We start from the raw sequence: 25,494 nt of genomic DNA on the forward strand, positions 1-25,494 counted from the left end.
GCCGGAGGCGACCGGCACGCGAGGAGAAGACGATGAACCAAGAAATTATGAATCTCTTTAATCCGACGACGCCGGCTCAGGTCTTCGACCAGATCCGGATCTCGATCGCGAGCCCTGAGAAGATTCTGTCCTGGTCGTACGGCGAGATCAAGAAGCCGGAAACCATCAACTACCGTACCTTCAAGCCCGAGCGCGACGGCCTGTTCTGCGCCCGCATCTTCGGGCCGATCAAGGACTACGAGTGCTTGTGCGGCAAGTACAAGCGTATGAAGTACAAGGGCATCATCTGCGAGAAGTGCTCGGTCGAGGTCACGCTGTCGCGCGTCCGGCGCGAGCGCATGGGCCATATCGAGCTTGCAGCCCCCGTTGCCCACATCTGGTTCCTGAAGTCGCTGCCCTCGCGCATCGGCCTCCTGCTCGACATGACGCTCAAGGATCTCGAGCGGATTCTTTACTTCGAATACTATGTCGTGCTCGAGCCGGGCCTCACCGCGCTGAAGGACCGTCAGCTGCTGTCGGAAGACGAGTATCTGAAGGCGCAGGACGAGTACGGCCAGGATTCCTTCACCGCCATGATCGGCGCGGAAGCGATCCGCGAGTTGCTCAAGGGCATGGATCTCGAGAAGCTCGAACTGACCTTGCGCGCGGAGATGCAGGAGACCGACTCCGACATCAAGCACAAGAAGCTCGCCAAGCGCCTGAAGATCGTGGAAGCGTTCCGCCACTCCGGCAACAAGCCGGAATGGATGATCATGACCGTGGTCCCGGTGATCCCGCCGGACCTGCGTCCGCTGGTGCCGCTCGACGGCGGCCGCTTCGCGACCTCGGACCTCAACGACCTCTACCGCCGCGTCATCAACCGCAACAACCGCTTGAAGCGGCTGATGGAGCTGCGCGCGCCTGACATCATCATCCGCAACGAGAAGCGCATGCTTCAGGAGGCCGTCGACGCGCTGTTCGACAACGGCCGCCGCGGCCGCGTTATCACCGGTGCCAACAAGCGTCCGCTGAAGTCGCTCGCCGACATGCTCAAGGGCAAGCAGGGCCGCTTCCGTCAGAACCTGCTCGGCAAGCGCGTCGACTATTCCGGCCGTTCGGTGATCGTGGTCGGTCCCGAGCTGCGCCTGCATCAGTGCGGCCTGCCGAAGAAGATGGCGCTCGAGCTGTTCAAGCCGTTCATCTACTCGCGGCTTGATGCCAAGGGCCTGTCCACCACGGTGAAGCAGGCGAAGAAGCTGGTCGAGAAGGAACGGCCCGAGGTCTGGGACATCCTGGACGAGGTCATCCGCGAGCACCCGGTGCTGCTGAACCGCGCGCCGACGCTGCATCGCCTCGGCATCCAGGCGTTCGAGCCCGTGCTGATCGAGGGCAAGGCGATCCAGCTCCATCCGCTGGTCTGCGCCGCGTTCAACGCCGACTTCGACGGCGACCAGATGGCCGTGCACGTTCCGCTGTCGCTTGAGGCGCAGCTCGAAGCGCGCGTCCTGATGATGTCGACCAACAACATCCTGCATCCGGCGAACGGCCAGCCGATCATCGTGCCGTCGCAGGACATCGTGCTCGGTCTCTACTACGTCTCCATCATGCGCGAAGGCCTGCCCGGCGAGGGCAAGATCTTCGGCGAGATGGCTGAGCTCGAGCACGCGCTGCACGCGAAGGTCATCCACCTCCACACCAAGATCAGGTACCGGTGGGAAGGCATTGACGAGACCGGCAAGATTTCCAAGCGCTGGATCGAAACCACCGCTGGCCGAGTCATGCTGGGCAACCTGCTGCCGCGGAATCCGCGGGTTCCGTTCGAGATCATCAACAAGCTGATGACCAAGCGCGAAATCTCCGGCGTCATCGACCAGGTCTACCGCCACTGCGGCCAGAAGGAGACGGTGATCTTCTGCGACCGCATCATGGCGCTCGGCTTCTACAACGCGTTCAAGGCCGGCATCTCGTTCGGCAAGGACGACATGGTCGTGCCGCACTCCAAGTGGAAGATCGTCGACACCACCCGTACGCTGGCGAAGGACTTCGAGCAGCAGTACAACGACGGCCTGATCACCCATGGCGAGAAGTACAACAAGGTCGTCGACGCCTGGTCGAAGGCCACGGAAGAAATCGCCAAGGCGATGATGAAGGAGATCTCCTCGACCAAGAAGACGGCGAGCGGGGCGGATGCCGACATCAACTCGATCTACATGATGGCTCACTCCGGTGCCCGCGGTTCGCCGGCCCAGATGCGCCAGCTCGCCGGCATGCGCGGCCTGATGGCCAAGCCGTCGGGTGAGATCATCGAGACGCCGATCATCTCGAACTTCAAGGAAGGCCTCTCGGTGCTCGAGTACTTCAACTCGACCCACGGCGCCCGTAAGGGTCTCGCGGACACCGCGTTGAAGACCGCGAACTCCGGCTATCTGACCCGTCGTCTGGTCGACGTCGCGCAGGACTGCATCATCACGCAGAACGACTGCGGCACCAAGCTCGGCATCAAGATGCGCGCCATCGTCGATGCCGGTACCGTGGTCGCCTCGCTCGGCTCGCGCATCCTGGGTCGCACGGCCTGCGAAGACGTGCGTGACAGCTCGGGCAAGGTGATCTTCAAGCGCGGTACGCTGATGGAAGAGAGCCATCTGGATGCCATCCACCAGGGTGGCGTGCAGGAGGTGAAGATCCGTTCGGCTCTGACCTGCGAGCTCGTCAATGGCATCTGCGGCATGTGCTACGGACGCGACCTCGCCCGCGGTACGCCGGTCAATCACGGCGAAGCCGTCGGCGTCATCGCGGCGCAGTCGATCGGCGAGCCCGGCACCCAGCTGACCATGCGCACCTTCCACATCGGTGGTGCGGCGCAGCTCAACGAGCAGTCGTTCGTCGAATCCAACTTCGACGGCAAGATCGTGATCAGGAACAAGGCCATCGCCCGCAACAGCGACGGCCACCTGGTCGCAATGGTCCGCAACATGGTGATCGCGATCGTCGATGCCGACGGCACCGAGCGTGCGACGCACCGTATTCAGTACGGTTCGCGCCTGCACATCGACGAGGGCGACATGGTCAAGCGCGGCCAGCGTATCGTCGAGTGGGATCCCTACACCCGTCCGCTCCTCACCGAGGTCGAAGGCACCATCGGCTTCGAGGATCTGGTCGAGGGACAGTCGATCTCGGAAACGCTCGACGAGGCCACCGGTATCGCCAAGCGCGTGGTCATCGACTGGCGCTCGATGCGCGGCGGCGCGGACCTGCGTCCGGCCATCGTGATCAAGGGCAAGGACGGCAAGGTGCTCAAGCTCGCCCGTGGCGGCGATGCTCGCTACATGCTGTCGGTCGACGCCATTCTGTCGGTCGACATCGGAGCCAAGGTCCAGGCGGGCGACATCCTCGCCCGTGTCTCGACCGAAAGCGCCAAGACGCGTGACATCACCGGCGGTCTGCCGCGGGTGGCGGAATTGTTCGAGGCACGGCGTCCGAAGGATGCGGCGATCATCGCCGAAATCGCGGGCACCATCCGGTTTGGGCGCGACTACAAGAACAAGCGTCGCATCTCGATCGAGCCGATGGACAAGACCGAAGAGGCACGCGAGTACCTGATCCCGAAGGGCAAGCACATCCACCTTCAGGACGGCGACGTCGTCGAAAAGGGCGACTTCATCGTGGAAGGCAATCCGGCGCCGCACGACATTCTGGCGGTCAAGGGCATCGAGGAACTCGCGGCCTATCTGGTCAACGAGATCCAGGAAGTCTACCGACTCCAGGGCGTGCTCATCAACGACAAGCACATCGAGGTGATCGTCCGTCAGATGCTCCAGAAGGTGGAAGTCACCGACCAGGGCGACACGGACATGATCTCGGGCGAGCAGATCGACAAGATCGAGTTCGACCAGATCAACGCGAAGGCCAAGGAAGAGGGCAAGAAGATCGCCACGGCGACGCCGGTTCTGCTCGGCATCACCAAGGCGAGCCTTCAGACCCGCTCCTTCTTCTCGGCGGCCTCGTTCCAGGAGACCACCCGCGTCCTCACGGAAGCGGCGGTCAACGGCAAGGTCGATCCGCTCGAAGGCCTCAAGGAGAACGTCATCGTCGGCCGGCTGATCCCGGCAGGCACCGGCGCCTCCATGGCCAAGATCCGCGAAGTCGCCGTGAAGCGCGACAAGATGATCCTCGACGAGCGCGAGAAGCAGGCGGCCGTCGTGTCGCCCGCGCCGGAAGTCGAGCCGATGGCGCTGCCGCCCGCGGAATGATCGTTCATCCGTAGGACTACCGAGAACAATGAAAAGGCCGGCGCAAGCCGGCCTTTTTGCTGCTTTGTTTGGCTGCTGCGGTGCAGGATCAACATTTGTTCATCTTTCCTTCAGCCGCAAAAGCGCTTCTGCTAGGGGAGTTTAGACCGGTGGGGTCCCGTGACGGGGGCGGGGCCGGAGACCACGGATCTGACATGCTTGATCTCGCAATCGTAGGCGGCGGCCCCGGTGGGCTGATGAGCGCCTGGTACCTGAAACGCAAGCTCGGGGACCTCTGCCGCGTCACCATCTACGAGGCGTCCGACCGGCTCGGCGGCAAGATCGTCACGCGCAAATTCGATTCCGCGCCCGCGATGTACGAGGCCGGCGTCGCCGAGATCTACGACTACTCGATGACCGGGCCGGATCCGCTGCGCGAGCTGATCCAACATTTCGGACTACAGACCATTCCCATGGATGCCGAGCAGGTGCAGTTCGGCGGCGAACTCCTCGACGACGTGCCGGGCATGCGCCGCAAATACGGCGCCAAGACCGCGGACGCGATCGAAGCGTTCCGCAAGCGCTGCGCCGAGGCAATGACGCCGATCGAATATTACGAGGGCGTCGGCGCGCACGACAACGAGAACCCCTGGGCCTACAAGACCGCCGAGCAGGTGCTCGACGAGGAGGTCGAGGACGAAACAGCAAAGCGCTTCTTCAAGGTGATGGCGCGCTCGGACCTCGCCACCGAGAGTCACAACACCAACGGCCTCAACGCGCTCAAGAACTATCTGATGGATGTCGACGGCTATATCGGCCTCTATTCCATCCAGAACGGCAACGAGCAGCTGATCGAATGCCTGCAGTCGGAGGTCAACGCCGACATCCAGCTCAATCACCGCGTGCTCACCGTCGGCAAGGCGCCGACCGGTCGCTACCAACTCAAGATGATGAACGGCAAGGGACCGGAGACGCGGGACTTCGATCTCGTGCTGATGTGCCTGCCGCATTCCTGGCTTTCCACCGTCGGCTGGGAAGGCGAGCAGCTCCGCAAGTCGATGGTCAAGCACGTCTCCTACTTCGACCGTCCCGCGCACTACCTCCGCGTCTCGATCCTGTTTGACACGCCGTTCTGGGGCGACAAGATCGCCGGCGCCTGGTTCATGTCGGAGGCCTTCGGCGGCTGCTGCGTCTACAACGAGGGCGCGCGCCACGACGTCGGCAAGCACGGCGTCTTGAACTGGCTGATTCCGGGTTCCGATGCGCTGGCCTTCGCCAATTTATCGGACCAGGAGCTGGTCGATGCCGCGCTGAAATCGCTGCCGGCCTCGCTCGGCGACGCGCGCGCGCATTGCATGGAAGGCAAGATCCACCGCTGGCTGTCGTCGGTGAACGCGATTCCGGGCGGGCTGCCCGTGCGCGACGTCATGACAAATCACCGGCCCGAGCCGAAGCAGCACCCCGGCATCGTGGTGGTCGGCGACTATCTGTTCGACTCGACGCTGAATGGCCTGCTCGATTCCTCCGACGCGGCGACCGACATCATCCTGACCGAGATGATGCGCCTGCGCCGCGAGCGCGCGCAGGACGACAAGCCGCTCTCCGACAAGGTCGATCGCGATTATTTCGAGAACTATCGCGGCCTCGGCCCCTACGGCGAGGCGTGGCGTCACTTCACCGATCCCGATTACCTGGCCAAGCTGATCGGCATCGTATGGGGCAAGACCAAGGGCGCCAAGCTATTGGTCGCGGGTTCGGCCAGCGGTGAGCTGGTCGGTGCGCTGCGCGATCGCGGCATCGACGCCTTCGGCATCGAGAACAACCGCGCCATCCACGCCAAAACGCCGAAGGCGCTGAAGAAATATAACAAGCTCGGCTCGATCACCGACATGCCGTTCAAGGACGGCGCGTTCGATTTCGTGTTCGAGACCAGCCTCTGCCACGTTTCCCCGAAGCAGGTGGTCCGCGCGATCCGGGAGCTGAACCGCGTGGTCAAGACCGGCCTCGTGTTCGGCTCGATCACCTCGGACATGGCTTCAGTGGTGATCGACCGCTATGACCTGTTGCGCGGGGTCAAGAAGCTCGGCACCTGGTGGGAATGGTCCGAGCTGTTCTTCGGCAACGGCTTCGACCTGTCGATGCACCGCAAGGACTGCAGCGACGCGCTCTGGGAGGCGACGCTCGCCGCCAACAAGGGCCCGGGTCAGTGGTATGCCGACGCCGACTCCTTGCGCTATTCCTTTTTCGACAAGGTCGAGGACGAGGAAGATGACTAGCCGCTTGGAGCGGGCGCCTTCGCCAATTGTTTTGCCGAATTCATCTTGATCGCATAGAATCGGTGCAATAGCGGTTGCCGCTATTTTCTGCTTTCTCTGCGGTCATGCCGGCCGTCAGCATCGGTTGGTTTCATGGCATCCAAGCCTCTCTCGCCCGACAACCAGAAGCTTGCCGCGGAAGACGCGGCCGAGCTCGACGACAAGCTCGCCTCCACTGCCAAGCCGGACCTCGAAGGAGGCGAGGACGATGAAGATGAGGAGGATGACGAGCTGGAGCTCGATGACGACGATGAGGACGAGGATCTCGTCGTCTTTACCGCGCGCGAAGCCGCCGGCGCGCTCGCGACCATCCTGGGTTTCGTCAAACCTTATCTGACGAACTACAAGCAGATGCTGTCATTCGTGGCGTTCGGTGTCTTCGTCGAGACGCTGTTCAACGTCATCATGCCGCTCAGCCTGAAGTTCCTGATCGACGATGCACTCGGCGAGGAGGATTTCCAGGCGCTGTACAAGATCCTCGGCGTGCTCGCGGTCGCCGGCATCTTCACCTCGATCGTCGCGATCTGGTACGAGCGCTGGGATGCGCGGCTCGCGGCCTGCATCATCTCCGACGTCCGCAAACGGCTGTTCGAGCATGTCCAGGACCTGCCGGCGGCCTATTTCGGCCGCACCAAGCGCGGCGAAATCCTGTCGCGCTTCTCCGTCGACCTCGCGGCCTTCGAGGGCTCGGTCAAGACCTTTGCCAACAGCGCGGCACTGCCGTTCCTGGAGTTGATCGCGGGAATCATCCTGATGGTGTTCCTGAACTGGCAGCTCGCGGTGGTTGCGCTGCTGGTGTTTCCGATCACGCTGATCGGTCCGCGCATGCTCACGCCGAAGGCTGTTCAGGCGAACTACGAGCAGAAGCTGAACGAGTCCGCGCTGCTCGGCATGGTGCAGGAGAACGTGGCGGCGCAGGCCGTGATCAAGGCTTTCAGCCTGCAGCGCCGGATGTTCGGCTTCTTCAAGTTCCGCAACGACGAGACACGAAACAGGATGGCCTCGGCGGCGTTCCTGTCGACCATGGTGGAGCGGACGGTCACCATCTCGGTGCTGCTCTTGCATATCGTCGTGCTCGCGATCGGTGCGTATCTGGCGACCAAGGGCCAGATCACCATCGGCACCTTCGTCACCTTCGAGAGCGCGTTCTGGGAGGTGTCCTACAACATTGCCCATGTGATGCATTTCATCCCCGTGTCGATCTCCTCGGCAGCCGCGATCCGTCACATGCAGGAGCTGCTCGACGAGCCGACGCGCAGCGCCGATCGTGCCGGCGCGCCCGACCTGCCGCGCATCACCAACGACATCACCTTCGACCACGTGTCGTTCCAGTACGAAGGCAGCCAGACGCCGGTGCTGGACAATCTCAGCCTCAAGCTCAATGTCGGCAAGCGCATCGCCATCGTCGGCCCCTCGGGCTCCGGCAAGAGCACGCTGCTGAACCTGATCCTGCGGCTCTACGTGCCGGACGAGGGCCGCGTCACCATCGACGGCGTCGATGTCCGCAAGGTGACGCTGGATTCGCTGCGCCGGAGCATGGCGGTGGTGTTCCAGGAGAACATGCTGTTCAACATGTCGATCCGCGAGAACATCCGGCTCGGCAAGGAGGGCGCGACCGACGAGGAGGTGGAGGAGGCGGCCAGGAAGGCCGAGATCCACCGCTACATCATGAGCCTGCCGCAGCGATACGACACGCCGGTGGGCGAGCGCGGCGATACCTTGTCGGGCGGCCAGCGCCAGCGTATCGCGATCGCGCGCGCGGTCATCCGTAATCCCTCGGTGCTGCTGCTGGACGAAGCCACCTCGGCACTCGATCAGACCACGGAAGCCGCGATCAACCGCACGCTGCTGAAGGTCGCCAAGGGCCGCACCATGATCTGGTCGACCCATCGCCTGTCCTCGGTGGTCGAGATGGACGAGATCATCGTGATTTCAGGGGGCAGGGCGATCGAGCGCGGCTCGCATGCCGAGCTGCTGGCCACGAACGGCACCTATCGCAAGCTGTGGAACGACCAGACCCACCAGCCGCATGGCGCGGCGGCTCACGTCGACGAGGACAGCGACGATGACGACGAGGATGAAGACGACCTCGACGAGGATGATGAGGACGACGAGGAGGAGTGACCGAGGAAGCTCGGCTCCAGATGAACTGCGCCTCCAAGCGGCCGCAATAGCCCCTGAACCGACCAGGCAATGAAGCGTGCCCAGCGCTGCGCCGTCCAGTAAGGGCTCGTCGCAATCGAGACCGAGCGGAAGTCGATGCGGTCGCTCGGCCGTTCCGAGAAATAGGTCAGCGCCGGGAAGTCGAACGAATCCCGTCCCGCGGGCACCACGTCGAACCCGATCGAAATCAAATGGCAGGCACTGACGATTTTCCGCGCGATTCCCAGCTGATGGCGCAGGCCGACGTTGAGGCCGTTGGCGAGCACGACCAGCCGGGCGGAGATCAGCTCGTCGTTGGAGAGAGTGATCTTCTGCCGCTCCGCGCTCGTCTCGACCGAAACGGCCTTGGCGCAAATGCGCTCGACACCGGCAGGAATTTCGTCGCGGACGGCGTTGACGAGCGAATCGTAGAGGATGTTGAACTGCCGGCTTGGCGCCTTGTCGAGGAGGCGGCCGAATCGCGCGATCCAGTTCTCGCCCACGAAGGTCGCGCGGCGCAGCACCGATTCGGCGATTCCGGTCCGCAAGAATCGCTCGACTTGCGTGTGACCGCAGATTTTTTCGACTCGAAAGTCCGCCGAATAGCTCTCATGCGGATCAATCAAGACGGTCGACATGCCGCTACGGCCGAGCATCGCGGCTGCGGTCGAGCCGGACAATCCCCGCCGATAATGGCAATGTCCGTGTACCGCACGGCGCAAATCTCTGCCGAAGGCGGCACATCGACGCTCCAACAGAAAAAAAGCCTTAGCGAGGGTTATAAAAGTATATTTGACCCGGATATAAATAGGATCCAGTAGCGGAACATGGTCTTCGTTCCCATATCGGGAGGACGCAGCGGGGCGGCCAGAAAGCGATTTCGATTGGCGCGAGAAGCGCTTCTGACTGTCGTTTCGCCTTGACTTGACCGACACCCACTTATAGAAAGCGGCCACTTAACGACAGGCGGTGAGCATCGCCAGCGTCGGAACGGGCCACCCACTTGATCCCTCTGGGGTTACCAAGGCGGGCACCAACCTCGACGAATGCCGCTCAAACGCTGTCGATCATAGCTAGGCAATGCCAGTGCGATTTTAGGTCTCTTGAGCATGTTCTCTCGAGATCGAATTCGGATGCATGACCTCGATGCGCGGGCCGCAGCTTTAAGCTGACCGGTCCAAATGTCGCGGTCCTCTGTGGCGTCGAAGCGCTTTCCGCTCAGTGATGAGTGGTTGGCGCGATTTCGCTTTGTGCGGTTTGTCCGCGGAAGGCGGCCCCTCGGGCGGGTAGTCCGGAGAATTTGCGGACCCGGTGACGGGCTGCGGCAAGACAGCGGACCCGAAAGGGGCCGCGGCGAACACAAAAGGGTAAGGCCAGGATGCCGACGATCAACCAGCTGATCGCTCAACCGCGGGAAGTGCAGAAGTCGCGTAAGAAGGTGCCGGCGCTGCAGCAGTCCCCGCAGAAGCGCGGCGTTTGCACGCGCGTCTACACCACGACCCCGAAGAAGCCGAACTCGGCGCTTCGTAAGGTCGCCAAGGTGCGCCTGACCAACGGCTTCGAGGTGATCGGCTACATCCCCGGTGAAGGTCATAACCTCCAGGAGCATTCGGTGGTCATGATCCGCGGCGGTCGCGTCAAGGACTTGCCCGGCGTGCGCTACCACATCCTCCGCGGCGTTCTGGATACCCAGGGCGTCAAGAACCGTAAGCAGCGTCGTTCGAAGTACGGCGCCAAGCGTCCGAAGTAAGCGGGAACCAGGTCCATGTCTCGTCGCCATTCTGCTGAAAAGCGTGAAGTCCTTCCCGATCCGAAGTTCGGGAACATCATCGTCACGAAGTTCATGAACTCGGTGATGTACGCCGGCAAGAAGTCGGTCGCTGAGGGCATCGTGTACGGTGCGTTCGGCCTCATCGAAAGCAAGACCAAGCTGAGCCCGCTCGGCGTGTTCGAGCAGGCGCTCGAGAACGTCATGCCGACGATCGAAGTGCGCTCCCGCCGCGTCGGTGGCGCGACCTACCAGGTTCCGGTCGAAGTTCGCACGGTGCGCCGTCAGGCGCTGGGCATTCGTTGGCTGATCTCGGCTGCGCGCGATCGCAACGAGAAGACGATGACCGAGCGGCTCTCTGCGGAGCTCCTGGACGCGTCGAACAACCGGGGTAACGCCGTCAAGAAGCGCGAAGACGTGCACCGGATGGCGGAAGCCAACCGCGCCTTCTCGCACTATCGCTGGTAACGGCGACACACGGAATCTAAGGAACACTCCATGCCCCGCGTTCATGCCATAGAGAATTACCGCAACTTCGGTATCATGGCGCATATCGATGCCGGCAAGACCACGACCACCGAGCGCATCCTCTATTACACCGGCAAGAGCCACAAGATCGGCGAAGTGCACGAAGGTGCCGCGACGATGGACTGGATGGAGCAGGAGCAGGAGCGCGGCATCACGATTACGTCGGCCGCGACCACCGCGTTCTGGGAAGGCAAGCGTCTCAACATCATCGACACGCCCGGCCACGTCGACTTCACCATTGAAGTCGAGCGCAGCTTGCGCGTGCTCGACGGCGCCGTGTGCGTGCTCGACTCCAACCAGGGCGTCGAGCCCCAGACCGAGACCGTCTGGCGTCAGGGCGACAAGTACAAGGTTCCGCGCATCGTCTTCGCCAACAAGATGGATAAGACCGGCGCCGACTTCTACAAGTGCATGCAGGACATTATCGATCGTCTCGGCGCAAAGCCGATCGCGATCCAGCTTCCGATCGGCTCCGAGAACAACTTCAAGGGCCTGATCGATCTCGTTCGTATGAAGGGCGTGGTCTGGGAAGAAGAGAAGCTCGACGCCAAGTTCGTCGACATCGATATTCCCGAGGACATGGTCGAGAAGGCCAAGGAATATCGCGAGAAGCTGTTGGAAGCCGCCGTCGAACTCGACGACGAAGTTCTTGCCGCTTACCTCGATGGCAAGGAGCCCGAAGAGGCGACGTTGAAGCGCTTGATCCGCAAGGCCGTGCTGACTGGCGCGTTCTTCCCGGTATTGTGCGGCTCGGCCTTCAAGAACAAGGGCGTGCAGCCCTTGCTCGACGCGGTCGTGGATTACCTGCCGTCGCCGGTCGACGTGCCCGCCATCAAGGGCGTCGATGAAGACGGCAACGAGATCGTTCGTCTGCCGGACGACAAGGAGCCGCTGGCTCTGTTGGCGTTCAAGATCATGGACGACCCGTTCGTCGGCACCATCACCTTCTGCCGCATCTATTCCGGCACGCTGCTGTCGGGTACCGGCGTCATCAACTCGACGCGCGACCGCAAGGAGCGCATCGGCCGCATGTTGCTGATGCATGCGAACAACCGCGAAGACATCAAGGAAGCCTATGCCGGCGACATCGTCGCGCTGGCTGGCCTGAAGGAAGCGCGCACCGGTGACACGCTGTGCGATCCCGACAAGTCGGTGATCCTCGAAAAGATGGAATTCCCCGAGCCGGTCATCGAGATCGCGATCGAGCCGAAGTCGAAGGCCGACCAGGAAAAGCTGGGCGTGGCGCTGGCGAAGCTCGCCGCGGAGGATCCGTCCTTCCGCGTGTCGACCGACCAGGAGTCCGGCCAGACCATCCTCAAGGGCATGGGCGAACTGCATCTCGACATCAAGGTCGACATCCTCCGTCGTACCTACAAGGTCGACGCGAACATCGGTGCGCCGCAGGTGGCGTTCCGTGAGCGCGTCACCAAGAAGGCCGAAGTCAAGTACACCCACAAGAAGCAGACCGGCGGTACCGGCCAGTTCGCCGAAGTGTCGATCGTGGTCGAGCCGAACGAGCCCGGCAAGGGCTACGAGTTCGAATCCAAGGTCGTTGGCGGTTCGGTGCCGAAGGAATACATCCCCGGCGTCGAAAAGGGCCTCAACAGCGTGATGGGTTCGGGCGTGGTCGCCGGCTTCCCGGTCGTGGACGTCAAGGTGACGCTGGTCGACGGCAAGTATCACGACGTCGACTCGTCGGCGCTCGCCTTCGAAATCGCTTCGCGTGCTGCATTTCGCGAGGCCTTGCAGAAGGGCAAGTCCGTCCTGCTCGAGCCGATCATGAAGGTCGAAGTGGTGACCCCGGAAGACTACACCGGCTCGGTCATCGGCGACCTGAATTCCCGGCGCGGTCAGATCCAGGGTCAGGACATGCGCGGCAACGCCAACGTCATCAACGCGATGGTGCCGCTCATGAACATGTTCGGTTACGTGAATAACCTGCGCTCGATGAGCCAGGGTCGCGCGACCTTCACCATGCAGTTCGACCACTACGCAGAAGCGCCGGCCAACGTGTCGGCAGAAGTCCAGAAGAAGTTTGCCTGATTGTCGTCGGTCTCGAACTGACGATTGAACGGAGAGTCAAATGGCCAAAGCAAAGTTTGAACGTAACAAGCCGCACTGTAACATCGGCACCATCGGTCACGTCGACCATGGCAAGACGTCGCTGACCGCGGCGATCACCAAGGTCCTCGCCGAAGCCGGCGGTGCGACGTTCACGGCGTACGACCAGATCGACAAGGCGCCGGAAGAGAAGGCGCGCGGCATCACGATCTCGACGGCGCACGTCGAGTACGAGACCAAGAACCGCCATTACGCGCACGTCGACTGCCCCGGCCACGCCGACTACGTGAAGAACATGATCACCGGCGCCGCCCAGATGGATGGCGGAATCCTGGTTGTGTCGGCTGCTGACGGCCCGATGCCGCAGACCCGCGAGCACATCCTGCTCGCCCGCCAGGTCGGCGTGCCCGCGCTCGTCGTGTTCCTCAACAAGTGCGACATGGTCGACGATCCGGAGCTGCTCGAGCTCGTCGAGCTCGAAGTCCGCGAGTTGCTCTCGAAGTACGACTTCCCGGGCGACAAGATTCCGATCATCAAGGGCTCGGCGCTCGCCGCTCTCGAAGATTCCGACAAGAAGCTCGGCCATGAGGCCATCCTCGAGCTGATGAAGGCCGTCGACGAGTACATTCCGCAGCCGGAACGTCCGGTCGACCTGCCGTTCCTGATGCCGGTTGAAGACGTGTTCTCGATCTCGGGCCGCGGCACCGTCGTGACCGGCCGTGTCGAGCGCGGCATCGTCAAGGTCGGCGAGGAAATCGAGATCGTCGGTCTGCGCGCCACGCAGAAGACGACCGTCACCGGCGTCGAAATGTTCCGCAAGCTGCTCGATCAGGGTCAGGCAGGCGACAACATCGGTGCGCTGCTTCGCGGTACCAAGCGCGAGGACGTCGAGCGCGGCCAGGTGCTGTGCAAGCCGGGTTCGGTCAAGCCGCACACCAAGTTCAAGGCTGAGGCCTACATCCTCACCAAGGAAGAGGGCGGTCGCCACACTCCGTTCTTCACCAACTACCGTCCGCAGTTCTACTTCCGCACCACCGACGTGACCGGTGTCGTGCATCTGCCGGAAGGTACCGAGATGGTGATGCCGGGCGACAACATCGCGATGGAAGTGCACCTGATCGTGCCGATCGCGATGGAAGAGAAGCTTCGCTTCGCGATCCGCGAAGGCGGCCGCACCGTCGGCGCCGGCGTCGTCGCCTCGATCATCGAGTAATTACGAGAATAGGGATCGGCGAATAGCGAATGTGACCTTCGCTATTCGCTATTCGCCACCCCACTGAAGAGAGACCACGGCAATGAACGGCCAAAACATTCGTATCCGTCTCAAGGCGTTCGACCATCGTATCCTCGATACGTCGACCCGCGAGATCGTGAACACGGCGAAGCGCACCGGCGCGCAGGTCCGCGGACCCATTCCGCTGCCTACCCGCATCGAGAAGTTCACCGTCAACCGTTCGCCGCACGTCGACAAGAAGAGCCGCGAGCAGTTCGAGATGCGCACCCACAAGCGCCTGCTCGACATCGTCGATCCGACCCCGCAGACCGTCGATGCTTTGATGAAGCTCGACCTGGCCGCCGGTGTCGACGTCGAGATCAAGCTCTAAGATTTTTGGATCACGTTCGCACCTAGCGGACAGAAAGAACAGGAAGCACGCCGATGCGCTCCGGAGTGATCGCACAAAAGGTCGGGATGACGCGGGTCTTTACAGAGGCCGGCGAACATATCCCCGTGACCGTGCTGAAGCTCGGCAATTGCCAGGTCTTAGGCCACCGCACTGAAGAGAAGAACGGTTATGTCGCTCTCCAGCTTGGTTCTGGCAGCCGCAAGACCGTTTACATGCCCAAGGCGGAGCGCGGCCAGTTCGCGGTCGCCAAGGTCGAGCCGAAGCGGCAGGTCGAGGAATTCCGCGTCTCCGCGGATCAGATGATCCCCGTCGGTGCCGAGATCCTAGCCGACCACTTTGTCGTCGGTCAGTTCGTCGACGTCACCGGTACTTCGGTCGGTAAGGGTTTTGCCGGCGGTATGAAGCGCTGGAACTTCGGCGGTCTGCGCGCCACCCACGGCGTGTCGGTCTCGCACCGTTCGATCGGTTCGACCGGTGGCCGTCAGGACCCCGGCAAGACCTGGAAGAACAAGAAGATGGCCGGCCACATGGGTGTCGACCGCATCACCACGCTCAACCTTCGAGTTGTCCAACTCGATGTCGAGCGCGGTCTGATCCTCGTCGAAGGCGCCGTTCCCGGCTCCAAGGGCGGTTGGATCCGCGTGCGCGACGCTGTCAAGAAGCCGCTGCCGAAGGAAGCTCCGAAGCCCGGCAAGTTCAAGGTTGCTGGCGAAGCGGACGCTGCTCCGGCTGCGCAGGAGGCGTGAGATGGAATTGAAGGTCACGACCCTCGAAGGTAAGGAAGCCGGCTCGGTCCAGCTTTCCGACACCATTTTCGGCCTCGAGCCGCGCCAGGACATCATTGCACGTTGCGTGCAGTGGCAGCTCAACAAGCGCCAGGCCGGTACGCACAAGACCAAGGGCCGCGCCGAGATCTGGCGCACCGGCAAGAAGATGTACAAGCAGAAGGGCACCGGCGGTGCTCGTCACGGTTCGGCCCGTGTGCCGCAGTTCCGCGGCGGCGGTCGTGCCTTCGGTCCGGTGGTGCGTTCGCACGCCACCGACCTGCCGAAGAAGGTCCGTGCGCTCGCTCTCAAGCATGCGCTCTCGGCCAAGGCCAAGGACGGCGATCTCGTCGTGATCGACAAGGCCGCGCTTGAAGCTGCCAAGACTAAGGCGCTGCTGGGCCACTTCTCCGGCTTGGGCTTGACCAACGCGCTGATCATCGATGGTGCCGAGCTCAACAACGGCTTTGCCGCTGCTGCCCGCAACATCCCGAACATGGACGTGCTGCCGATCCAGGGCATCAACGTCTATGACATCCTGCGCCGTCGGAAGCTTGTTCTGACCAAGGCCGCCATCGATGCGCTGGAGGCGCGCTTCAAATGACGAAGAACATCGAGCCTCGCCATTACGACGTGATCCTGTCGCCAGTCGTGACCGAAAAGGCGACGATCGCCTCGGAGCACAACAAGGTGCTGTTCAAGGTGGCCGCGAAGGCGACCAAGCCGCAGATCAAGGAAGCGATCGAGAAGCTGTTCGACGTCAAGGTCAAGAGCGTCAACACGCTGGTCCGCAAGGGCAAGACCAAGATCTTCCGCGGCAATCTCGGCTCGCAGTCGAACTCCAAGCGCGCGATCGTGACTCTCGAAGAGGGTCACCGGATCGACGTGACCACCGGTCTGTAAGGTCGCACGACGATGGCACTGAAGACATTCAATCCCACGACGCCGGGCCAGCGCCAGCTGGTCATGGTCGATCGTTCGGCTCTCTACAAGGGCAAGCCGGTCAAGGCGCTCACCGAAGGCAAGCATTCCTCCGGCGGCCGCAACAACACCGGTCGCATCACCGTGCGCTTCCGTGGCGGTGGTCACAAGCGGACGCTGCGCACCGTCGATTTCAAGCGTGAGAAGATCGACGTTCCCGCGACCGTCGAGCGGCTGGAATACGATCCGAACCGCAGCGGCTTCATCGCGCTGATCAAATATCAGGACGGCGAGCAGGCCTACATCCTGGCGCCGCAGCGCCTGGCCGTGGGCGACACCATCATCGCCGGCAACTACGTCGACGTGAAGCCGGGCAACGTCATGCCGCTCGGCAACATGCCGGTCGGCACGATCATCCACAATATCGAGCTCAAGATCGGGAAGGGCGGCCAGCTCGCCCGTTCCGCGGGTACCTATGCCCAGCTCGTCGGTCGCGACCAGGACTACGTGATCATCCGCCTGAATTCGGGCGAGCAGCGCCTGGTGCACGGCCGTTGCCGCGGCACGATCGGCGCGGTGTCGAACCCGGATCACATGAACACCTCGATCGGCAAGGCCGGCCGCAACCGCTGGCTGGGCCGCAAGCCGCACAACCGCGGCGTTTCGATGAACCCGATCGACCATCCGCACGGCGGTGGTGAAGGTCGGACCTCGGGCGGTCGCCACCCGGTCACTCCGTGGGGCAAGCCGACCAAGGGCAAGAAGACCCGCTCCAACAAGTCGACCAACAAATTCATTCTCCTAAGCCGCCACAAGCGGAAGAAGTAAGGATCGCCGGACATGGTTCGTTCAGTCTGGAAAGGCCCGTTCGTCGAGGGTTCTCTGCTCAAGAAGGCAGATGCCGCGCGCGCGTCCGGCCGTCACGACGTCATCAAGATCTGGAGCCGTCGCTCGACGATCCTGCCGCAATTCGTCGGCCTGACCTTCGGCGTTTACAACGGTCAGAAGCACGTGCCGGTGGCCGTCAACGAGGAAATGGTCGGTCACAAGTTCGGCGAGTTCTCGCCGACCCGGACCTTCCATGGCCACTCCGGCGACAAGAAAGCCAAGAGGGCTTGAGGATTAAACGATGAGCAAACCTAAGCGCGAACGGAGCCTCGCCGAGAACGAGGCCAAGGCGGTCGCCCGGATGCTTCGGGTGAGCCCGCAGAAGCTCAACCTGGTGGCCCAGCTCATTCGCGGCCGGAAGGCGGCTTCTGCTCTTGCCGACCTGCAGTTTTCGCGCAAGCGGATCGCGGTTGACGTGAAGAAGTGCCTGGAATCGGCTATCGCGAATGCCGAGAACAATCACGACCTCGACGTCGACGATCTCGTCGTGGCGCAGGCCTTCGTCGGCAACGGCCTGGTGATGAAGCGCTTTGCCGCCCGCGGCCGTGGCCGCTCGGGCCGTGTCTACAAACCATTTTCGCAGCTGACGATCATCGTTCGTCAGGTCGAAGCCGAAGCAGCGGCTTAAGGGACGCAGGAGCACACGATGGGTCAAAAGATCAATCCGATCGGTCTGCGTCTCGGCATCAACCGGACCTGGGATTCCCGCTGGTTCGCCGGCAAGCAGGAATACGGCAAGCTGTTGCACGAGGACGTCAAGATCCGCGAGATCCTGCACAAGGAGCTCAAGCAGGCGGCTGTAGCCCGCATCGTGATCGAGCGTCCGCACAAGAAGTGCCGCGTCACCATCCACTCGGCTCGTCCGGGCGTGGTGATCGGCAAGAAGGGCGCCGACATCGACAAGCTGCGCAAGAAGGTCGCGGACATCACTTCGTCCGACGTCGTCATCAACATCGTCGAAATCCGCAAGCCGGAGCTCGATGCGACGCTGGTGGCGGAATCGATCGCGCAGCAGCTGGAGCGCCGCGTGGCGTTCCGCCGCGCCATGAAGCGCGCCGTTCAGTCGGCGATGCGTCTCGGCGCGGAAGGCATCCGGATCAACTGCTCGGGGCGTCTCGGCGGCGCGGAAATCGCGCGCATGGAGTGGTATCGCGAAGGTCGCGTGCCGCTGCACACGCTGCGGGCCGACATCGACTACGGCGTTGCGACCGCGTTCACGACCTTCGGCACCTGCGGCGTCAAAGTCTGGATCTTCAAGGGCGAGATCCTCGAGCACGATCCGATGGCCCAGGACAAGAGAATGGCCGAAGGCGAGACTGGTGGCGGCGGCGATCGCGGCGGCCGGCAGCGCCGAGACAACGCGGCCTGAGGCCAGCACAGAGAATTTGAGGGCTTGAAGCCATGATGCAACCTAAGAAGACGAAGTTCCGGAAGGCGCATAAAGGCCGTATCCACGGCGTTGCGTCTTCGGGCGCGACGTTGGCCTTCGGCCAGTTCGGCCTGAAGGCGACCGAGCCTGAGCGCGTCACCGCGCGCCAGATCGAAGCCGCTCGCCGCGCGCTGACCCGCCACATGAAGCGCGCCGGCCGCGTCTGGATCCGCGTGTTCCCCGACGTTCCCGTGTCGAAGAAGCCCGCCGAAGTCCGCATGGGCTCCGGCAAGGGCGCGCCGGAACTGTGGGTCGCGCGCGTCAAGCCGGGCCGGGTGCTGTTCGAGATCGACGGCGTCAACACCCAGACCGCGCGTGAAGCGCTGACCCTGGCGGCAGCGAAGCTGCCGATCAAGACGCGCTTCGTCGAGCGCATTGCGGAGTAATGGCCATGGCCCAGATGAAGATCGAAGACATCCGCGCGTTGAGCCCCGATCAGCAGGATGACGCCATCCTGAACCTGAAGAAGGAGCGTTTCAACCTGCGCTTCCAGCGCGCCACCGGGCAGCTCGAGAACACCTCGCGCCTGCGCGAGGCCCGCCGTGACATCGCCCGGATCAAGACCGTCGCCGCGCAGACGCGCGCGAAGAAGAAGTAAGAGGCTAACGAAGATGCCGAAACGTACTTTGCAGGGCGTGGTCGTCAGCGACAAGCAAGCCAAGACCATCGTGGTGCGCGTCGATCGCCGCTTCACACACCCGATCTACAAGAAGACGATCCGCCGTTCGAAGAACTACCACGCGCACGACGAGAGCAACGAGTTCAAGCCGGGCGACATGGTGTGGATCGAGGAATCGAAGCCGGTTTCGAAGTTGAAGCGCTGGGTCGTGATCCGGGGCGAACACAAGAAAAGCGCCTGATCTGTTGGCTTTAGCCGACTGACTTCAGGGAAATGTTGAGCGCCGGCTGGGCTGGCGCAAAGAGAAGAGGACGAGGTGCATCAATGATTCAGATGCAGACCAACCTCGACGTGGCCGACAATTCTGGCGCACGCCGTGTCATGTGTATCAAGGTGCTCGGAGGCTCCAAGCGCCGCTACGCCACGATCGGCGACATCATCGTCGTCTCGATCAAGGAAGCAATTCCGCGTGGCAAGGTGAAGAAGGGCGACGTGATGAAGGCCGTCGTGGTGCGCGTCCGCAAGGACATCCGCCGCGCTGACGGTTCGGTCATCCGCTTCGACCGGAACGCTGCCGTTCTGATCAACAATCAGTCCGAGCCGGTCGGCACCCGTATCTTCGGGCCCGTGCCGCGCGAGCTGCGCGCCAAGAACCACATGAAGATCATCTCGCTCGCGCCGGAGGTGCTGTGATGGCCGCGAAAATCCGCAAAGGCGACAAGGTCATCGTGCTGACCGGCCGCGATAAGGGTCGCACCGGCGAGGTGTTCGAAGTGCGCCCCGACGCCGGCACCGCGCTCGTGCGTGGCGTCAACATGGTCAAGCGTCACCAGAAGCAGACGCAGGCCCAGGAGGGCGGCATCATCTCGAAAGAGTCGCCGATCCAACTGTCCAACATCGCGTATGTCGGCAAGGACGGAAAGCCGACCCGCGTCGGATTCAAGATTCTGGCGGACGGCAAGAAGGTCCGCATCGCCAAGAGCTCGGGAGCTGAGATCGATGGCTGAGGCCGCTTACACGCCGCGCCTGCGCGCGGAATTCGACGCGAAGATCCGGACGGAAATGACCGAGAAGTTCGGTTATGATAACGTCATGCAGGTTCCGCGTCTCGACAAGGTCGTGCTGAACATGGGCGTTGGCGATTCCGTCAACGACCGGAAGAAGGCCGAGAACGCCGCTGCCGAATTGACCCAGATCGCCGGCCAGAAGGCGATCGTGACCTATTCGCGCGTCGCGATCGCGACCTTCAAGTTGCGTGAGAACCAGCCGATTGGCTGCAAGGTCACGCTGCGCAAGGCCCGCATGTACGAGTTCATCGATCGCCTGGTGACGGTCGCGCTGCCGCGCGTCCGAGATTTCCGTGGCCTGAATCCGAAGAGCTTCGACGGTCGCGGCAACTATTCGCTCGGCCTCAAGGAACACATCATTTTCCCCGAGATCGACTTCGACAAGGTCACGGAATCGCGCGGTATGGACATCACCGTCTGCACCACGGCCAAGACCGACGACGAGGCGAGGGCCTTGTTGACCGCTTTCAATTTCCCGTTCCGGCAGTGAGACGCTGACGTAAAGCCTCTCAAACGCGGATACCCAGGAGCCAAGCATGGCAAAGAAGAGTTCAGTCGAGAAGAACAACCGGCGCAAGCGGATGACGAAGAACGCCGCCCCGAAGCGCGCGCGGTTGAAGGCGATCATCGCCGACAAGACGCTGCCGATGGAGGAGCGGTTCGCTGCGACCCTGAAGCTAGCGGAAATGCCGCGTAATTCGTCGGCCACCCGCATCCGTCTGCGTTGCGAGCTGTCGGGCCGTTCGCGCTCGAATTATCGCTTAACCAAACTGTCCCGCATCGCAATGCGGGACCTTGGTTCCAGGGGCATGGTCCCGGGCCTCGTGAAGTCCAGCTGGTAAGGAGGGTCGTTTAGATGTCTACGCACGATCCAATCAGCGATCTGATCACTCGTATCCGCAACGCTCAGATGCGTTCCAAGAGCAAGGTCTCCACGCCTGGTTCGAAGATGCGCGAGAACGTGCTCGAGGTTCTCAAGACCGAGGGCTACATCCGCGGTTACGCCACGCTCGAGCACTCCTCGGGCCGCAGCGAGATCGAGATCGAGCTGAAGTATTTCGACGGCGAGCCCGTCATCCGCGAGATCGAACGAGTCTCCAAGCCCGGGCGTCGTGTCTACGCCTCGGTGAAGGCTCTGCCGCGGGTCAACAACGGGCTCGGCATTTCGGTATTGTCGACGCCGAAGGGGATCATGGCCGACCACAGCGCGCGCGAAGCGAATGTGGGCGGCGAAGTTCTCTTCACGGTGTTCTGAGAAGGATTTTTGATCCATGTCACGAGTTGGCAAAAGGCCGGTAGCGGTGCCGTCGGGTGTGACCGCGGCCGTCGACGGGCAGACCGTCAAGATGAAGGGGCCGAAGGGCCAGCTTCAATTCGTCGTCCATAGCGACGTCGAGGTGAAGCTCGAGGACGGCCAGGTCAAGGTGAACCCGCGGGTCGAGACCAACCGCGCACGGGCCCTGTACGGGACCGCTCGCGCTCAGGTCGCGAATCTGGTCGAAGGCGTTACCAAGGGCTTCGAGAAGAAGCTCGAAATCACCGGCGTCGGTTACCGCGCCGCGCTGCAGGGCAAGAACCTGCAGCTCGCGCTCGGCTACAGCCACGACGTGGTCTACGCGATCCCGGAAGGGATCACGATCACCGTGCCGAAGCCGACCGAGATCACGGTGACGGGCAGCGATATCCAGCGCGTCGGCCAGGTCGCCGCCGAGATTCGCTCCTATCGTCCGCCGGAGCCCTACAAGGGCAAGGGCGTGAAGTATGTTGGCGAATTCATCTTCCGCAAGGAAGGCAAGAAGAAGTAACGGAGCCGGTCATGTCGAAAGCCAAGGTTACGAATGCCCGGCGCAAGCGCAGTGTACGGCTGAAGCTTCGCCGCTCCGGTGGCGGCCGTCCGCGCCTGTCGGTGTTCCGCTCGTCCAAGCACATCTACGCCCAGGTCATCGACGACCTGAAGGGCGAGACGCTGGCCTCTGCCTCCTCGCTCGAGAAGTCGATGCGCGATGGCGGCAAGACCGGCGCCGATATCGATGCGGCGAAGGCGGTCGGCAAGCTGCTGGCCGAGCGCGCCGCCGAGAAGGGTGTCAAGGAAGTCGTGTTCGATCGCGGCAGCTATCTCTATCACGGGCGCGTCAAAGCTCTTGCCGACGCGGCGCGTGAGAGCGGGCTGAGCTTCTAACAGAATTTGAGGATTGAGGCGTAAGCCTCTGAAGGACTGGAAAAACCATGGCAGAACGCGAACAACGTGGTGGACGCGATCAACGCGGCGGCGGACGTGAACGCAGGGAAGAGCGCGACAGCGAGTTCGTCGACAAGCTCGTCCACATCAACCGCGTCGCCAAGGTCGTCAAGGGCGGCAAGCGCTTCGGTTTCGCAGCGCTGGTCGTGATCGGCGATCAGAAGGGCCGCGCCGGCTTCGGTCACGGCAAGGCGCGCGAAGTGCCTGAAGCGATCCGCAAGGCCACCGAATCCGCCAAGCGCAACCTGACCCGCGTCTCGCTGCGCGAGGGCCGTACGCTGCATCACGACATCGCCGGCCGTCATGGCGCTGGCCGTGTTTACCTGCGCGCAGCTCCGGCCGGTACCGGCATCATCGCCGGCGGTCCAATGCGTGCCGTGTTCGAGACGCTCGGCGTTCAGGACGTGGTCGCGAAGTCGATCGGCTCCTCGAACCCGTACAACATGGTTCGCGCAACCTTCGACGCGCTGAAGCATCAGGATTCGCCGCGCTCGGTCGCTGCCCGCCGCAACATCAAGGTGTCCACCCTCCAGTCCCGCCGTATCGGTGGCGACGCCGAGGCGGTTGCCGAATAACGGAAGCTTTCGGAGTAGACGCCCATGGCCAAGAGTGCCGTTACGACCGCAAAGACGATCAAGCTCGAGCAGACTGGCAGCGCAATCCGCCGCCATCACTCGCAGCGTTCGACGCTGATCGGGCTCAAGCTCAACAAGATCGGCCGCACCAGCGAACTGCCGGACACTCCGGCGGTCCGCGGCATGATCTTGAAAGTTCACCATCTCGTTCGCATCGTCGACGAGAAGTAAGCAAAGGCGCACGATCCCGAAAGCGGGGACCCGTTTTCGGTGAAGGTCATGCGCAAGAAACAAGGAGCAGGGCGATGAAGCTCAGCGATATCGCCGACAATGCCGGCTCGCGCAAGAAGCGCATGCGCGTCGGCCGCGGCATTGGTTCGGGCAAGGGCAAGCAGGCTGGCCGCGGTGGCAAGGGTCAGACCGCGCGTTCGGGCGTGCGCATCAAGGGTTTCGAAGGCGGCCAGATGCCGTTGCATCGCCGTCTGCCGAAGCGCGGCTTCACGAATATCTTCCGGGTCGAGTTCGTCGAGATCAATCTCGACCGGCTCCAGGACGCGGTCGATGCCAAGAAGATCGACTCCGGCAGCGTCGTGAACGTCGAATCGCTGGTCAAGGCTGGCGTGCTCCGCCGCCCCAAGGGCGGCCTGCGGCTGCTCGGCCGCGGCGAGCTCAAGGCCAAGCTCAACATCGAAGTCCATGGTGCCACGAAGACCGCGATTGAAGCGGTCGAGAAGGCCGGCGGCTCGGTGAAGATCCTCGCGCCTGCCAAGGAAGAAGGCGAGGCGGCGTAACAACTGCGTCATTGGCCCGCGGTTCGCGGGCCTTTGCGCATGCGGGACGATGGACTTATCGAAGCCGTAGCCCCAGATAATGTCCGGTGTCCGGTATAATGTAGCCCGGCCGCGGGCATAACGGCGCAATAGGCGGCGGGAGAAAGTCCAAGATGGCCTCTGCAGCGGAACAACTGGCAGCCAATCTCAATTTCGGTGCGTTTGCCAAGGCCGACGAACTGAAGAAGCGCATCTGGTTCACCCTGGGTGCGCTGCTGGTTTATCGGCTCGGGACCTATATCCCGCTGCCCGGCATCGACCCCAACATCTGGGAGCAGGTGTTCCGCTCACAGGCGGGCGGCATCCTCGGCATGTTCAACATGTTCGCCGGCGGCGGCATTCACCGCATGGCGATCTTTGCGTTGAACATCATGCCGTACATCTCGGCCTCGATCATCATTCAGCTTCTGACCACCGTCTCGCCCCAGCTCGAGGCGCTGAAGAAGGAAGGCGAGTCCGGCCGCAAGCTGCTGAACCAGTACACCCGTTATCTCACGGTGATTCTCGCGGCGTTCCAGTCCTACGGCATCGCGGTGGGCCTCGAAGGCGCCGGCAACGTCGTCAGCGACCCCGGCATGTTCTTCCGCCTGTCCACGGCGATCACGCTGACCGGCGGCACCATGTTCCTGATGTGGCTGGGCGAGCAGATCACCTCGCGAGGTATCGGCAACGGCATCTCCCTGATCATTCTCGCCGGCATCGTCGCCGAGCTGCCCGCGGCGCTCGCCAACATGCTCGAGCTCGGCCGTCAGGGTGCGATGTCGACCGGCCTGATCCTAGTTGTCATCATCATGGCGGTCGCCGTGATCGCCTTCATCGTGTTCATGGAGCGCGCCCAGCGCCGGCTCTTGATCCAGTATCCGAAGCGCCAGGTCGGCAACAAGATGTTCGAGGGCCAGTCCTCGCATCTGCCGCTCAAGCTCAACACCTCGGGCGTGATTCCTCCGATCTTCGCCTCCTCGCTGCTGCTGCTGCCGACCACGGTTGCGAACTTCAACGCGGGCAGCGGGCCGGAATGGTTCCAGTGGATCACCACCCAGCTCGGCCACGGCCGTCCGCTGTTCCTGATCATGTATCTGGCGCTGATCGTGTTCTTCGCCTTCTTCTACACAGCGATCGTGTTCAATCCGACCGAGACCGCGGACAATCTGAAAAAGCACGGCGGCTTCATTCCGGGCATTCGTCCCGGCGAGCGCACCGCGGAATATATCGATTACGTGCTGTCGCGCGTCACCGTGCTTGGCGCGGTCTATCTGGCGATCGTCTGCTTGATCCCGGAAATCCTGATCTCCTACGCCTCGGTGCCGTTCTATTTCGGCGGCACCTCGCTGCTGATCGTCGTCAGCGTCACCATGGACACGGTGGCGCAGGTGCAGGGCTATCTGCTGGCGCATCAGTACGAAGGCCTGATCCGGAAGTCGAAGCTGCGCGGCCGCCGCCGTTAAGCGCGGCGTCCTCTCGGGCGGCGCGACTGCGCCCCCGATTCGTCGCGCGAGCAACGCGCGGCGCCTGCAG

At 62.7% G+C, this 25,494-nt stretch carries 29 protein-coding genes and 1 pseudogene; 29 read left to right on the plus strand and 1 reads right to left on the minus strand.

Going from position 1 to position 25,494, the window contains the following annotated elements:
- The first annotated feature begins 32 nt into the window (after positions 1-32).
- The 3 genes from rpoC (at position 33) to ABIB06_RS30640 (ending at position 8,647) form a co-directional block, all read left to right on the plus strand.
- Positions 33-4,229: a DNA-directed RNA polymerase subunit beta' gene (rpoC, locus tag ABIB06_RS30630; RefSeq protein ID WP_247445977.1), complete on the plus strand. Its 4,197-nt coding sequence runs from the start codon at positions 33-35 to the stop codon at positions 4,227-4,229.
- A gap of 194 nt (positions 4,230-4,423) precedes the next feature.
- The gene (locus ABIB06_RS30635) at positions 4,424-6,484 is read left to right on the plus strand and encodes an FAD-dependent oxidoreductase (RefSeq protein ID WP_354050834.1); all 2,061 of its coding nucleotides are present in this window, start codon (positions 4,424-4,426) and stop codon (positions 6,482-6,484) included.
- Between the two features lie 132 nt (positions 6,485-6,616).
- Positions 6,617-8,647: an ABC transporter ATP-binding protein gene (locus ABIB06_RS30640; RefSeq protein WP_354069787.1), complete on the plus strand. Its 2,031-nt coding sequence runs from the start codon at positions 6,617-6,619 to the stop codon at positions 8,645-8,647.
- Here ABIB06_RS30640 and ABIB06_RS30645 read toward each other — a convergent pair.
- Positions 8,566-9,380, minus strand: a pseudogene (locus ABIB06_RS30645) (FAD-dependent oxidoreductase). The gene ABIB06_RS30640 and the pseudogene ABIB06_RS30645 sit on opposite strands and share 82 nt — an antisense overlap.
- 663 nt (positions 9,381-10,043) lie before the next feature.
- Here ABIB06_RS30645 and rpsL point away from each other — a divergent pair.
- The 26 genes from rpsL (at position 10,044) to secY (ending at position 25,424) form a co-directional block, all read left to right on the plus strand.
- A complete protein-coding gene (gene rpsL / locus ABIB06_RS30650; RefSeq protein WP_007603006.1) occupies positions 10,044-10,415 on the plus strand; it encodes a 30S ribosomal protein S12 in 372 nt (123 codons plus the stop codon).
- 15 nt (positions 10,416-10,430) lie between these two features.
- Positions 10,431-10,901, plus strand: a complete 471-nt coding sequence (gene rpsG, locus ABIB06_RS30655; protein ID WP_247341158.1) for a 30S ribosomal protein S7 — start codon at positions 10,431-10,433, stop codon at positions 10,899-10,901.
- Between the two features lie 30 nt (positions 10,902-10,931).
- On the plus strand, positions 10,932-13,004 hold the full coding sequence (fusA, locus tag ABIB06_RS30660; protein ID WP_354050830.1) for an elongation factor G: 2,073 nt from the start codon (positions 10,932-10,934) through the stop codon (positions 13,002-13,004).
- Between the two features lie 40 nt (positions 13,005-13,044).
- Positions 13,045-14,235, plus strand: coding sequence for an elongation factor Tu (gene tuf / locus ABIB06_RS30665; RefSeq protein WP_247341162.1), 1,191 nt, complete (start codon positions 13,045-13,047; stop codon positions 14,233-14,235).
- A gap of 82 nt (positions 14,236-14,317) precedes the next feature.
- Positions 14,318-14,626 carry a 30S ribosomal protein S10 gene (gene rpsJ, locus ABIB06_RS30670; protein ID WP_002712302.1) on the plus strand — a complete coding sequence of 103 codons (309 nt, stop codon included), beginning with the start codon at positions 14,318-14,320 and terminating at the stop codon, positions 14,624-14,626.
- A 53-nt stretch (positions 14,627-14,679) separates the two neighbouring features.
- Positions 14,680-15,393 carry a 50S ribosomal protein L3 gene (gene rplC, locus ABIB06_RS30675; RefSeq protein WP_247341164.1) on the plus strand — a complete coding sequence of 238 codons (714 nt, stop codon included), beginning with the start codon at positions 14,680-14,682 and terminating at the stop codon, positions 15,391-15,393.
- A gap of 1 nt (position 15,394) precedes the next feature.
- Positions 15,395-16,015 carry a 50S ribosomal protein L4 gene (gene rplD / locus ABIB06_RS30680; protein ID WP_247341166.1) on the plus strand — a complete coding sequence of 207 codons (621 nt, stop codon included), beginning with the start codon at positions 15,395-15,397 and terminating at the stop codon, positions 16,013-16,015.
- Positions 16,012-16,314, plus strand: a complete 303-nt coding sequence (locus ABIB06_RS30685) for a 50S ribosomal protein L23 (protein WP_007603019.1) — start codon at positions 16,012-16,014, stop codon at positions 16,312-16,314. The genes rplD and ABIB06_RS30685 overlap by 4 nt, the downstream gene beginning before the upstream one ends.
- A gap of 12 nt (positions 16,315-16,326) precedes the next feature.
- Complete coding sequence (rplB, locus tag ABIB06_RS30690; protein WP_247341168.1) at positions 16,327-17,160, plus strand: 50S ribosomal protein L2; 834 nt, start codon at positions 16,327-16,329, stop codon at positions 17,158-17,160.
- A 12-nt stretch (positions 17,161-17,172) separates the two neighbouring features.
- Positions 17,173-17,451 carry a 30S ribosomal protein S19 gene (gene rpsS, locus ABIB06_RS30695; protein ID WP_074116739.1) on the plus strand — a complete coding sequence of 93 codons (279 nt, stop codon included), beginning with the start codon at positions 17,173-17,175 and terminating at the stop codon, positions 17,449-17,451.
- Between the two features lie 10 nt (positions 17,452-17,461).
- Positions 17,462-17,848 (plus strand): 50S ribosomal protein L22, encoded by a 387-nt coding sequence (gene rplV, locus ABIB06_RS30700; RefSeq protein WP_092034894.1) that lies wholly within the window; start codon positions 17,462-17,464, stop codon positions 17,846-17,848.
- A gap of 18 nt (positions 17,849-17,866) precedes the next feature.
- Positions 17,867-18,589: a 30S ribosomal protein S3 gene (gene rpsC / locus ABIB06_RS30705; RefSeq protein WP_247341170.1), complete on the plus strand. Its 723-nt coding sequence runs from the start codon at positions 17,867-17,869 to the stop codon at positions 18,587-18,589.
- A 32-nt stretch (positions 18,590-18,621) separates the two neighbouring features.
- Positions 18,622-19,035, plus strand: coding sequence for a 50S ribosomal protein L16 (rplP, locus tag ABIB06_RS30710; protein ID WP_063982581.1), 414 nt, complete (start codon positions 18,622-18,624; stop codon positions 19,033-19,035).
- A 5-nt stretch (positions 19,036-19,040) separates the two neighbouring features.
- A complete protein-coding gene (gene rpmC, locus ABIB06_RS30715) occupies positions 19,041-19,247 on the plus strand; it encodes a 50S ribosomal protein L29 (RefSeq protein ID WP_007603026.1) in 207 nt (68 codons plus the stop codon).
- Between the two features lie 13 nt (positions 19,248-19,260).
- Complete coding sequence (rpsQ, locus tag ABIB06_RS30720) at positions 19,261-19,509, plus strand: 30S ribosomal protein S17 (RefSeq protein WP_247341172.1); 249 nt, start codon at positions 19,261-19,263, stop codon at positions 19,507-19,509.
- 83 nt (positions 19,510-19,592) lie between these two features.
- Positions 19,593-19,961, plus strand: a complete 369-nt coding sequence (rplN, locus tag ABIB06_RS30725) for a 50S ribosomal protein L14 (RefSeq protein ID WP_007603030.1) — start codon at positions 19,593-19,595, stop codon at positions 19,959-19,961.
- Positions 19,961-20,275, plus strand: a complete 315-nt coding sequence (gene rplX, locus ABIB06_RS30730; RefSeq protein ID WP_247341174.1) for a 50S ribosomal protein L24 — start codon at positions 19,961-19,963, stop codon at positions 20,273-20,275. Before rplN ends, rplX begins: the two co-directional genes overlap by 1 nt.
- Positions 20,268-20,825 (plus strand): 50S ribosomal protein L5, encoded by a 558-nt coding sequence (gene rplE, locus ABIB06_RS30735; protein ID WP_247341176.1) that lies wholly within the window; start codon positions 20,268-20,270, stop codon positions 20,823-20,825. The genes rplX and rplE overlap by 8 nt, the downstream gene beginning before the upstream one ends.
- 46 nt (positions 20,826-20,871) lie before the next feature.
- On the plus strand, positions 20,872-21,177 hold the full coding sequence (gene rpsN, locus ABIB06_RS30740) for a 30S ribosomal protein S14 (protein WP_247341178.1): 306 nt from the start codon (positions 20,872-20,874) through the stop codon (positions 21,175-21,177).
- 14 nt (positions 21,178-21,191) lie between these two features.
- Positions 21,192-21,590 (plus strand): 30S ribosomal protein S8, encoded by a 399-nt coding sequence (gene rpsH / locus ABIB06_RS30745; RefSeq protein WP_008136338.1) that lies wholly within the window; start codon positions 21,192-21,194, stop codon positions 21,588-21,590.
- 16 nt (positions 21,591-21,606) lie between these two features.
- Positions 21,607-22,140 (plus strand): 50S ribosomal protein L6, encoded by a 534-nt coding sequence (rplF, locus tag ABIB06_RS30750; RefSeq protein WP_247341181.1) that lies wholly within the window; start codon positions 21,607-21,609, stop codon positions 22,138-22,140.
- An 11-nt stretch (positions 22,141-22,151) separates the two neighbouring features.
- Positions 22,152-22,514 carry a 50S ribosomal protein L18 gene (gene rplR, locus ABIB06_RS30755; protein ID WP_007603036.1) on the plus strand — a complete coding sequence of 121 codons (363 nt, stop codon included), beginning with the start codon at positions 22,152-22,154 and terminating at the stop codon, positions 22,512-22,514.
- Positions 22,515-22,561: 47 nt separating this feature from the next.
- Positions 22,562-23,149 carry a 30S ribosomal protein S5 gene (gene rpsE / locus ABIB06_RS30760; protein WP_007603037.1) on the plus strand — a complete coding sequence of 196 codons (588 nt, stop codon included), beginning with the start codon at positions 22,562-22,564 and terminating at the stop codon, positions 23,147-23,149.
- A 24-nt stretch (positions 23,150-23,173) separates the two neighbouring features.
- Positions 23,174-23,380 (plus strand): 50S ribosomal protein L30, encoded by a 207-nt coding sequence (gene rpmD, locus ABIB06_RS30765; protein ID WP_211399432.1) that lies wholly within the window; start codon positions 23,174-23,176, stop codon positions 23,378-23,380.
- Between the two features lie 74 nt (positions 23,381-23,454).
- Entirely contained in the window at positions 23,455-23,940 is a 486-nt protein-coding gene (rplO, locus tag ABIB06_RS30770; RefSeq protein WP_354050817.1) for a 50S ribosomal protein L15, read from the plus strand.
- 152 nt (positions 23,941-24,092) lie between these two features.
- Positions 24,093-25,424, plus strand: coding sequence for a preprotein translocase subunit SecY (secY, locus tag ABIB06_RS30775; protein WP_246916884.1), 1,332 nt, complete (start codon positions 24,093-24,095; stop codon positions 25,422-25,424).
- Positions 25,425-25,494: the final 70 nt, after the last annotated feature.

Origin of the sequence: Bradyrhizobium sp. LB8.2, from assembly GCF_040548035.1 — a bacterium.
GTDB lineage: Bacteria > Pseudomonadota > Alphaproteobacteria > Rhizobiales > Xanthobacteraceae > Bradyrhizobium.

Excerpts from the sequence above, each read along its gene's own strand:
- rpsQ (WP_247341172.1), top strand. The coding sequence starts at position 19,261 with ATGCCGAAACGTACTTTGCAGGGCGTGGTCGTCAGCGACAAGCAAGCC.
- rpsC (WP_247341170.1), top strand. The coding sequence starts at position 17,867 with ATGGGTCAAAAGATCAATCCGATCGGTCTGCGTCTCGGCATCAACCGG.
- rplE (WP_247341176.1), top strand. The coding sequence starts at position 20,268 with ATGGCTGAGGCCGCTTACACGCCGCGCCTGCGCGCGGAATTCGACGCG.
- ABIB06_RS30685 (WP_007603019.1), top strand. The coding sequence starts at position 16,012 with ATGACGAAGAACATCGAGCCTCGCCATTACGACGTGATCCTGTCGCCA.
- rpmD (WP_211399432.1), top strand. The coding sequence starts at position 23,174 with ATGGCCAAGAGTGCCGTTACGACCGCAAAGACGATCAAGCTCGAGCAG.
- fusA (WP_354050830.1), top strand. The coding sequence starts at position 10,932 with ATGCCCCGCGTTCATGCCATAGAGAATTACCGCAACTTCGGTATCATG.
- rpsG (WP_247341158.1), top strand. The coding sequence starts at position 10,431 with ATGTCTCGTCGCCATTCTGCTGAAAAGCGTGAAGTCCTTCCCGATCCG.
- rplO (WP_354050817.1), top strand. The coding sequence starts at position 23,455 with ATGAAGCTCAGCGATATCGCCGACAATGCCGGCTCGCGCAAGAAGCGC.
- ABIB06_RS30640 (WP_354069787.1), top strand. The coding sequence starts at position 6,617 with ATGGCATCCAAGCCTCTCTCGCCCGACAACCAGAAGCTTGCCGCGGAA.
- rpoC (WP_247445977.1), top strand. The coding sequence starts at position 33 with ATGAACCAAGAAATTATGAATCTCTTTAATCCGACGACGCCGGCTCAG.
- ABIB06_RS30635 (WP_354050834.1), top strand. The coding sequence starts at position 4,424 with ATGCTTGATCTCGCAATCGTAGGCGGCGGCCCCGGTGGGCTGATGAGC.
- tuf (WP_247341162.1), top strand. The coding sequence starts at position 13,045 with ATGGCCAAAGCAAAGTTTGAACGTAACAAGCCGCACTGTAACATCGGC.
- rplF (WP_247341181.1), top strand. The coding sequence starts at position 21,607 with ATGTCACGAGTTGGCAAAAGGCCGGTAGCGGTGCCGTCGGGTGTGACC.
- rplD (WP_247341166.1), top strand. The coding sequence starts at position 15,395 with ATGGAATTGAAGGTCACGACCCTCGAAGGTAAGGAAGCCGGCTCGGTC.
- rpsL (WP_007603006.1), top strand. The coding sequence starts at position 10,044 with ATGCCGACGATCAACCAGCTGATCGCTCAACCGCGGGAAGTGCAGAAG.
- secY (WP_246916884.1), top strand. The coding sequence starts at position 24,093 with ATGGCCTCTGCAGCGGAACAACTGGCAGCCAATCTCAATTTCGGTGCG.
- rpmC (WP_007603026.1), top strand. The coding sequence starts at position 19,041 with ATGGCCCAGATGAAGATCGAAGACATCCGCGCGTTGAGCCCCGATCAG.
- rplC (WP_247341164.1), top strand. The coding sequence starts at position 14,680 with ATGCGCTCCGGAGTGATCGCACAAAAGGTCGGGATGACGCGGGTCTTT.
- rpsN (WP_247341178.1), top strand. The coding sequence starts at position 20,872 with ATGGCAAAGAAGAGTTCAGTCGAGAAGAACAACCGGCGCAAGCGGATG.
- rpsJ (WP_002712302.1), top strand. The coding sequence starts at position 14,318 with ATGAACGGCCAAAACATTCGTATCCGTCTCAAGGCGTTCGACCATCGT.
- rpsE (WP_007603037.1), top strand. The coding sequence starts at position 22,562 with ATGGCAGAACGCGAACAACGTGGTGGACGCGATCAACGCGGCGGCGGA.
- rpsS (WP_074116739.1), top strand. The coding sequence starts at position 17,173 with ATGGTTCGTTCAGTCTGGAAAGGCCCGTTCGTCGAGGGTTCTCTGCTC.
- rplV (WP_092034894.1), top strand. The coding sequence starts at position 17,462 with ATGAGCAAACCTAAGCGCGAACGGAGCCTCGCCGAGAACGAGGCCAAG.
- rplP (WP_063982581.1), top strand. The coding sequence starts at position 18,622 with ATGATGCAACCTAAGAAGACGAAGTTCCGGAAGGCGCATAAAGGCCGT.
- rplN (WP_007603030.1), top strand. The coding sequence starts at position 19,593 with ATGATTCAGATGCAGACCAACCTCGACGTGGCCGACAATTCTGGCGCA.
- rplR (WP_007603036.1), top strand. The coding sequence starts at position 22,152 with ATGTCGAAAGCCAAGGTTACGAATGCCCGGCGCAAGCGCAGTGTACGG.
- rpsH (WP_008136338.1), top strand. The coding sequence starts at position 21,192 with ATGTCTACGCACGATCCAATCAGCGATCTGATCACTCGTATCCGCAAC.
- rplB (WP_247341168.1), top strand. The coding sequence starts at position 16,327 with ATGGCACTGAAGACATTCAATCCCACGACGCCGGGCCAGCGCCAGCTG.
- rplX (WP_247341174.1), top strand. The coding sequence starts at position 19,961 with ATGGCCGCGAAAATCCGCAAAGGCGACAAGGTCATCGTGCTGACCGGC.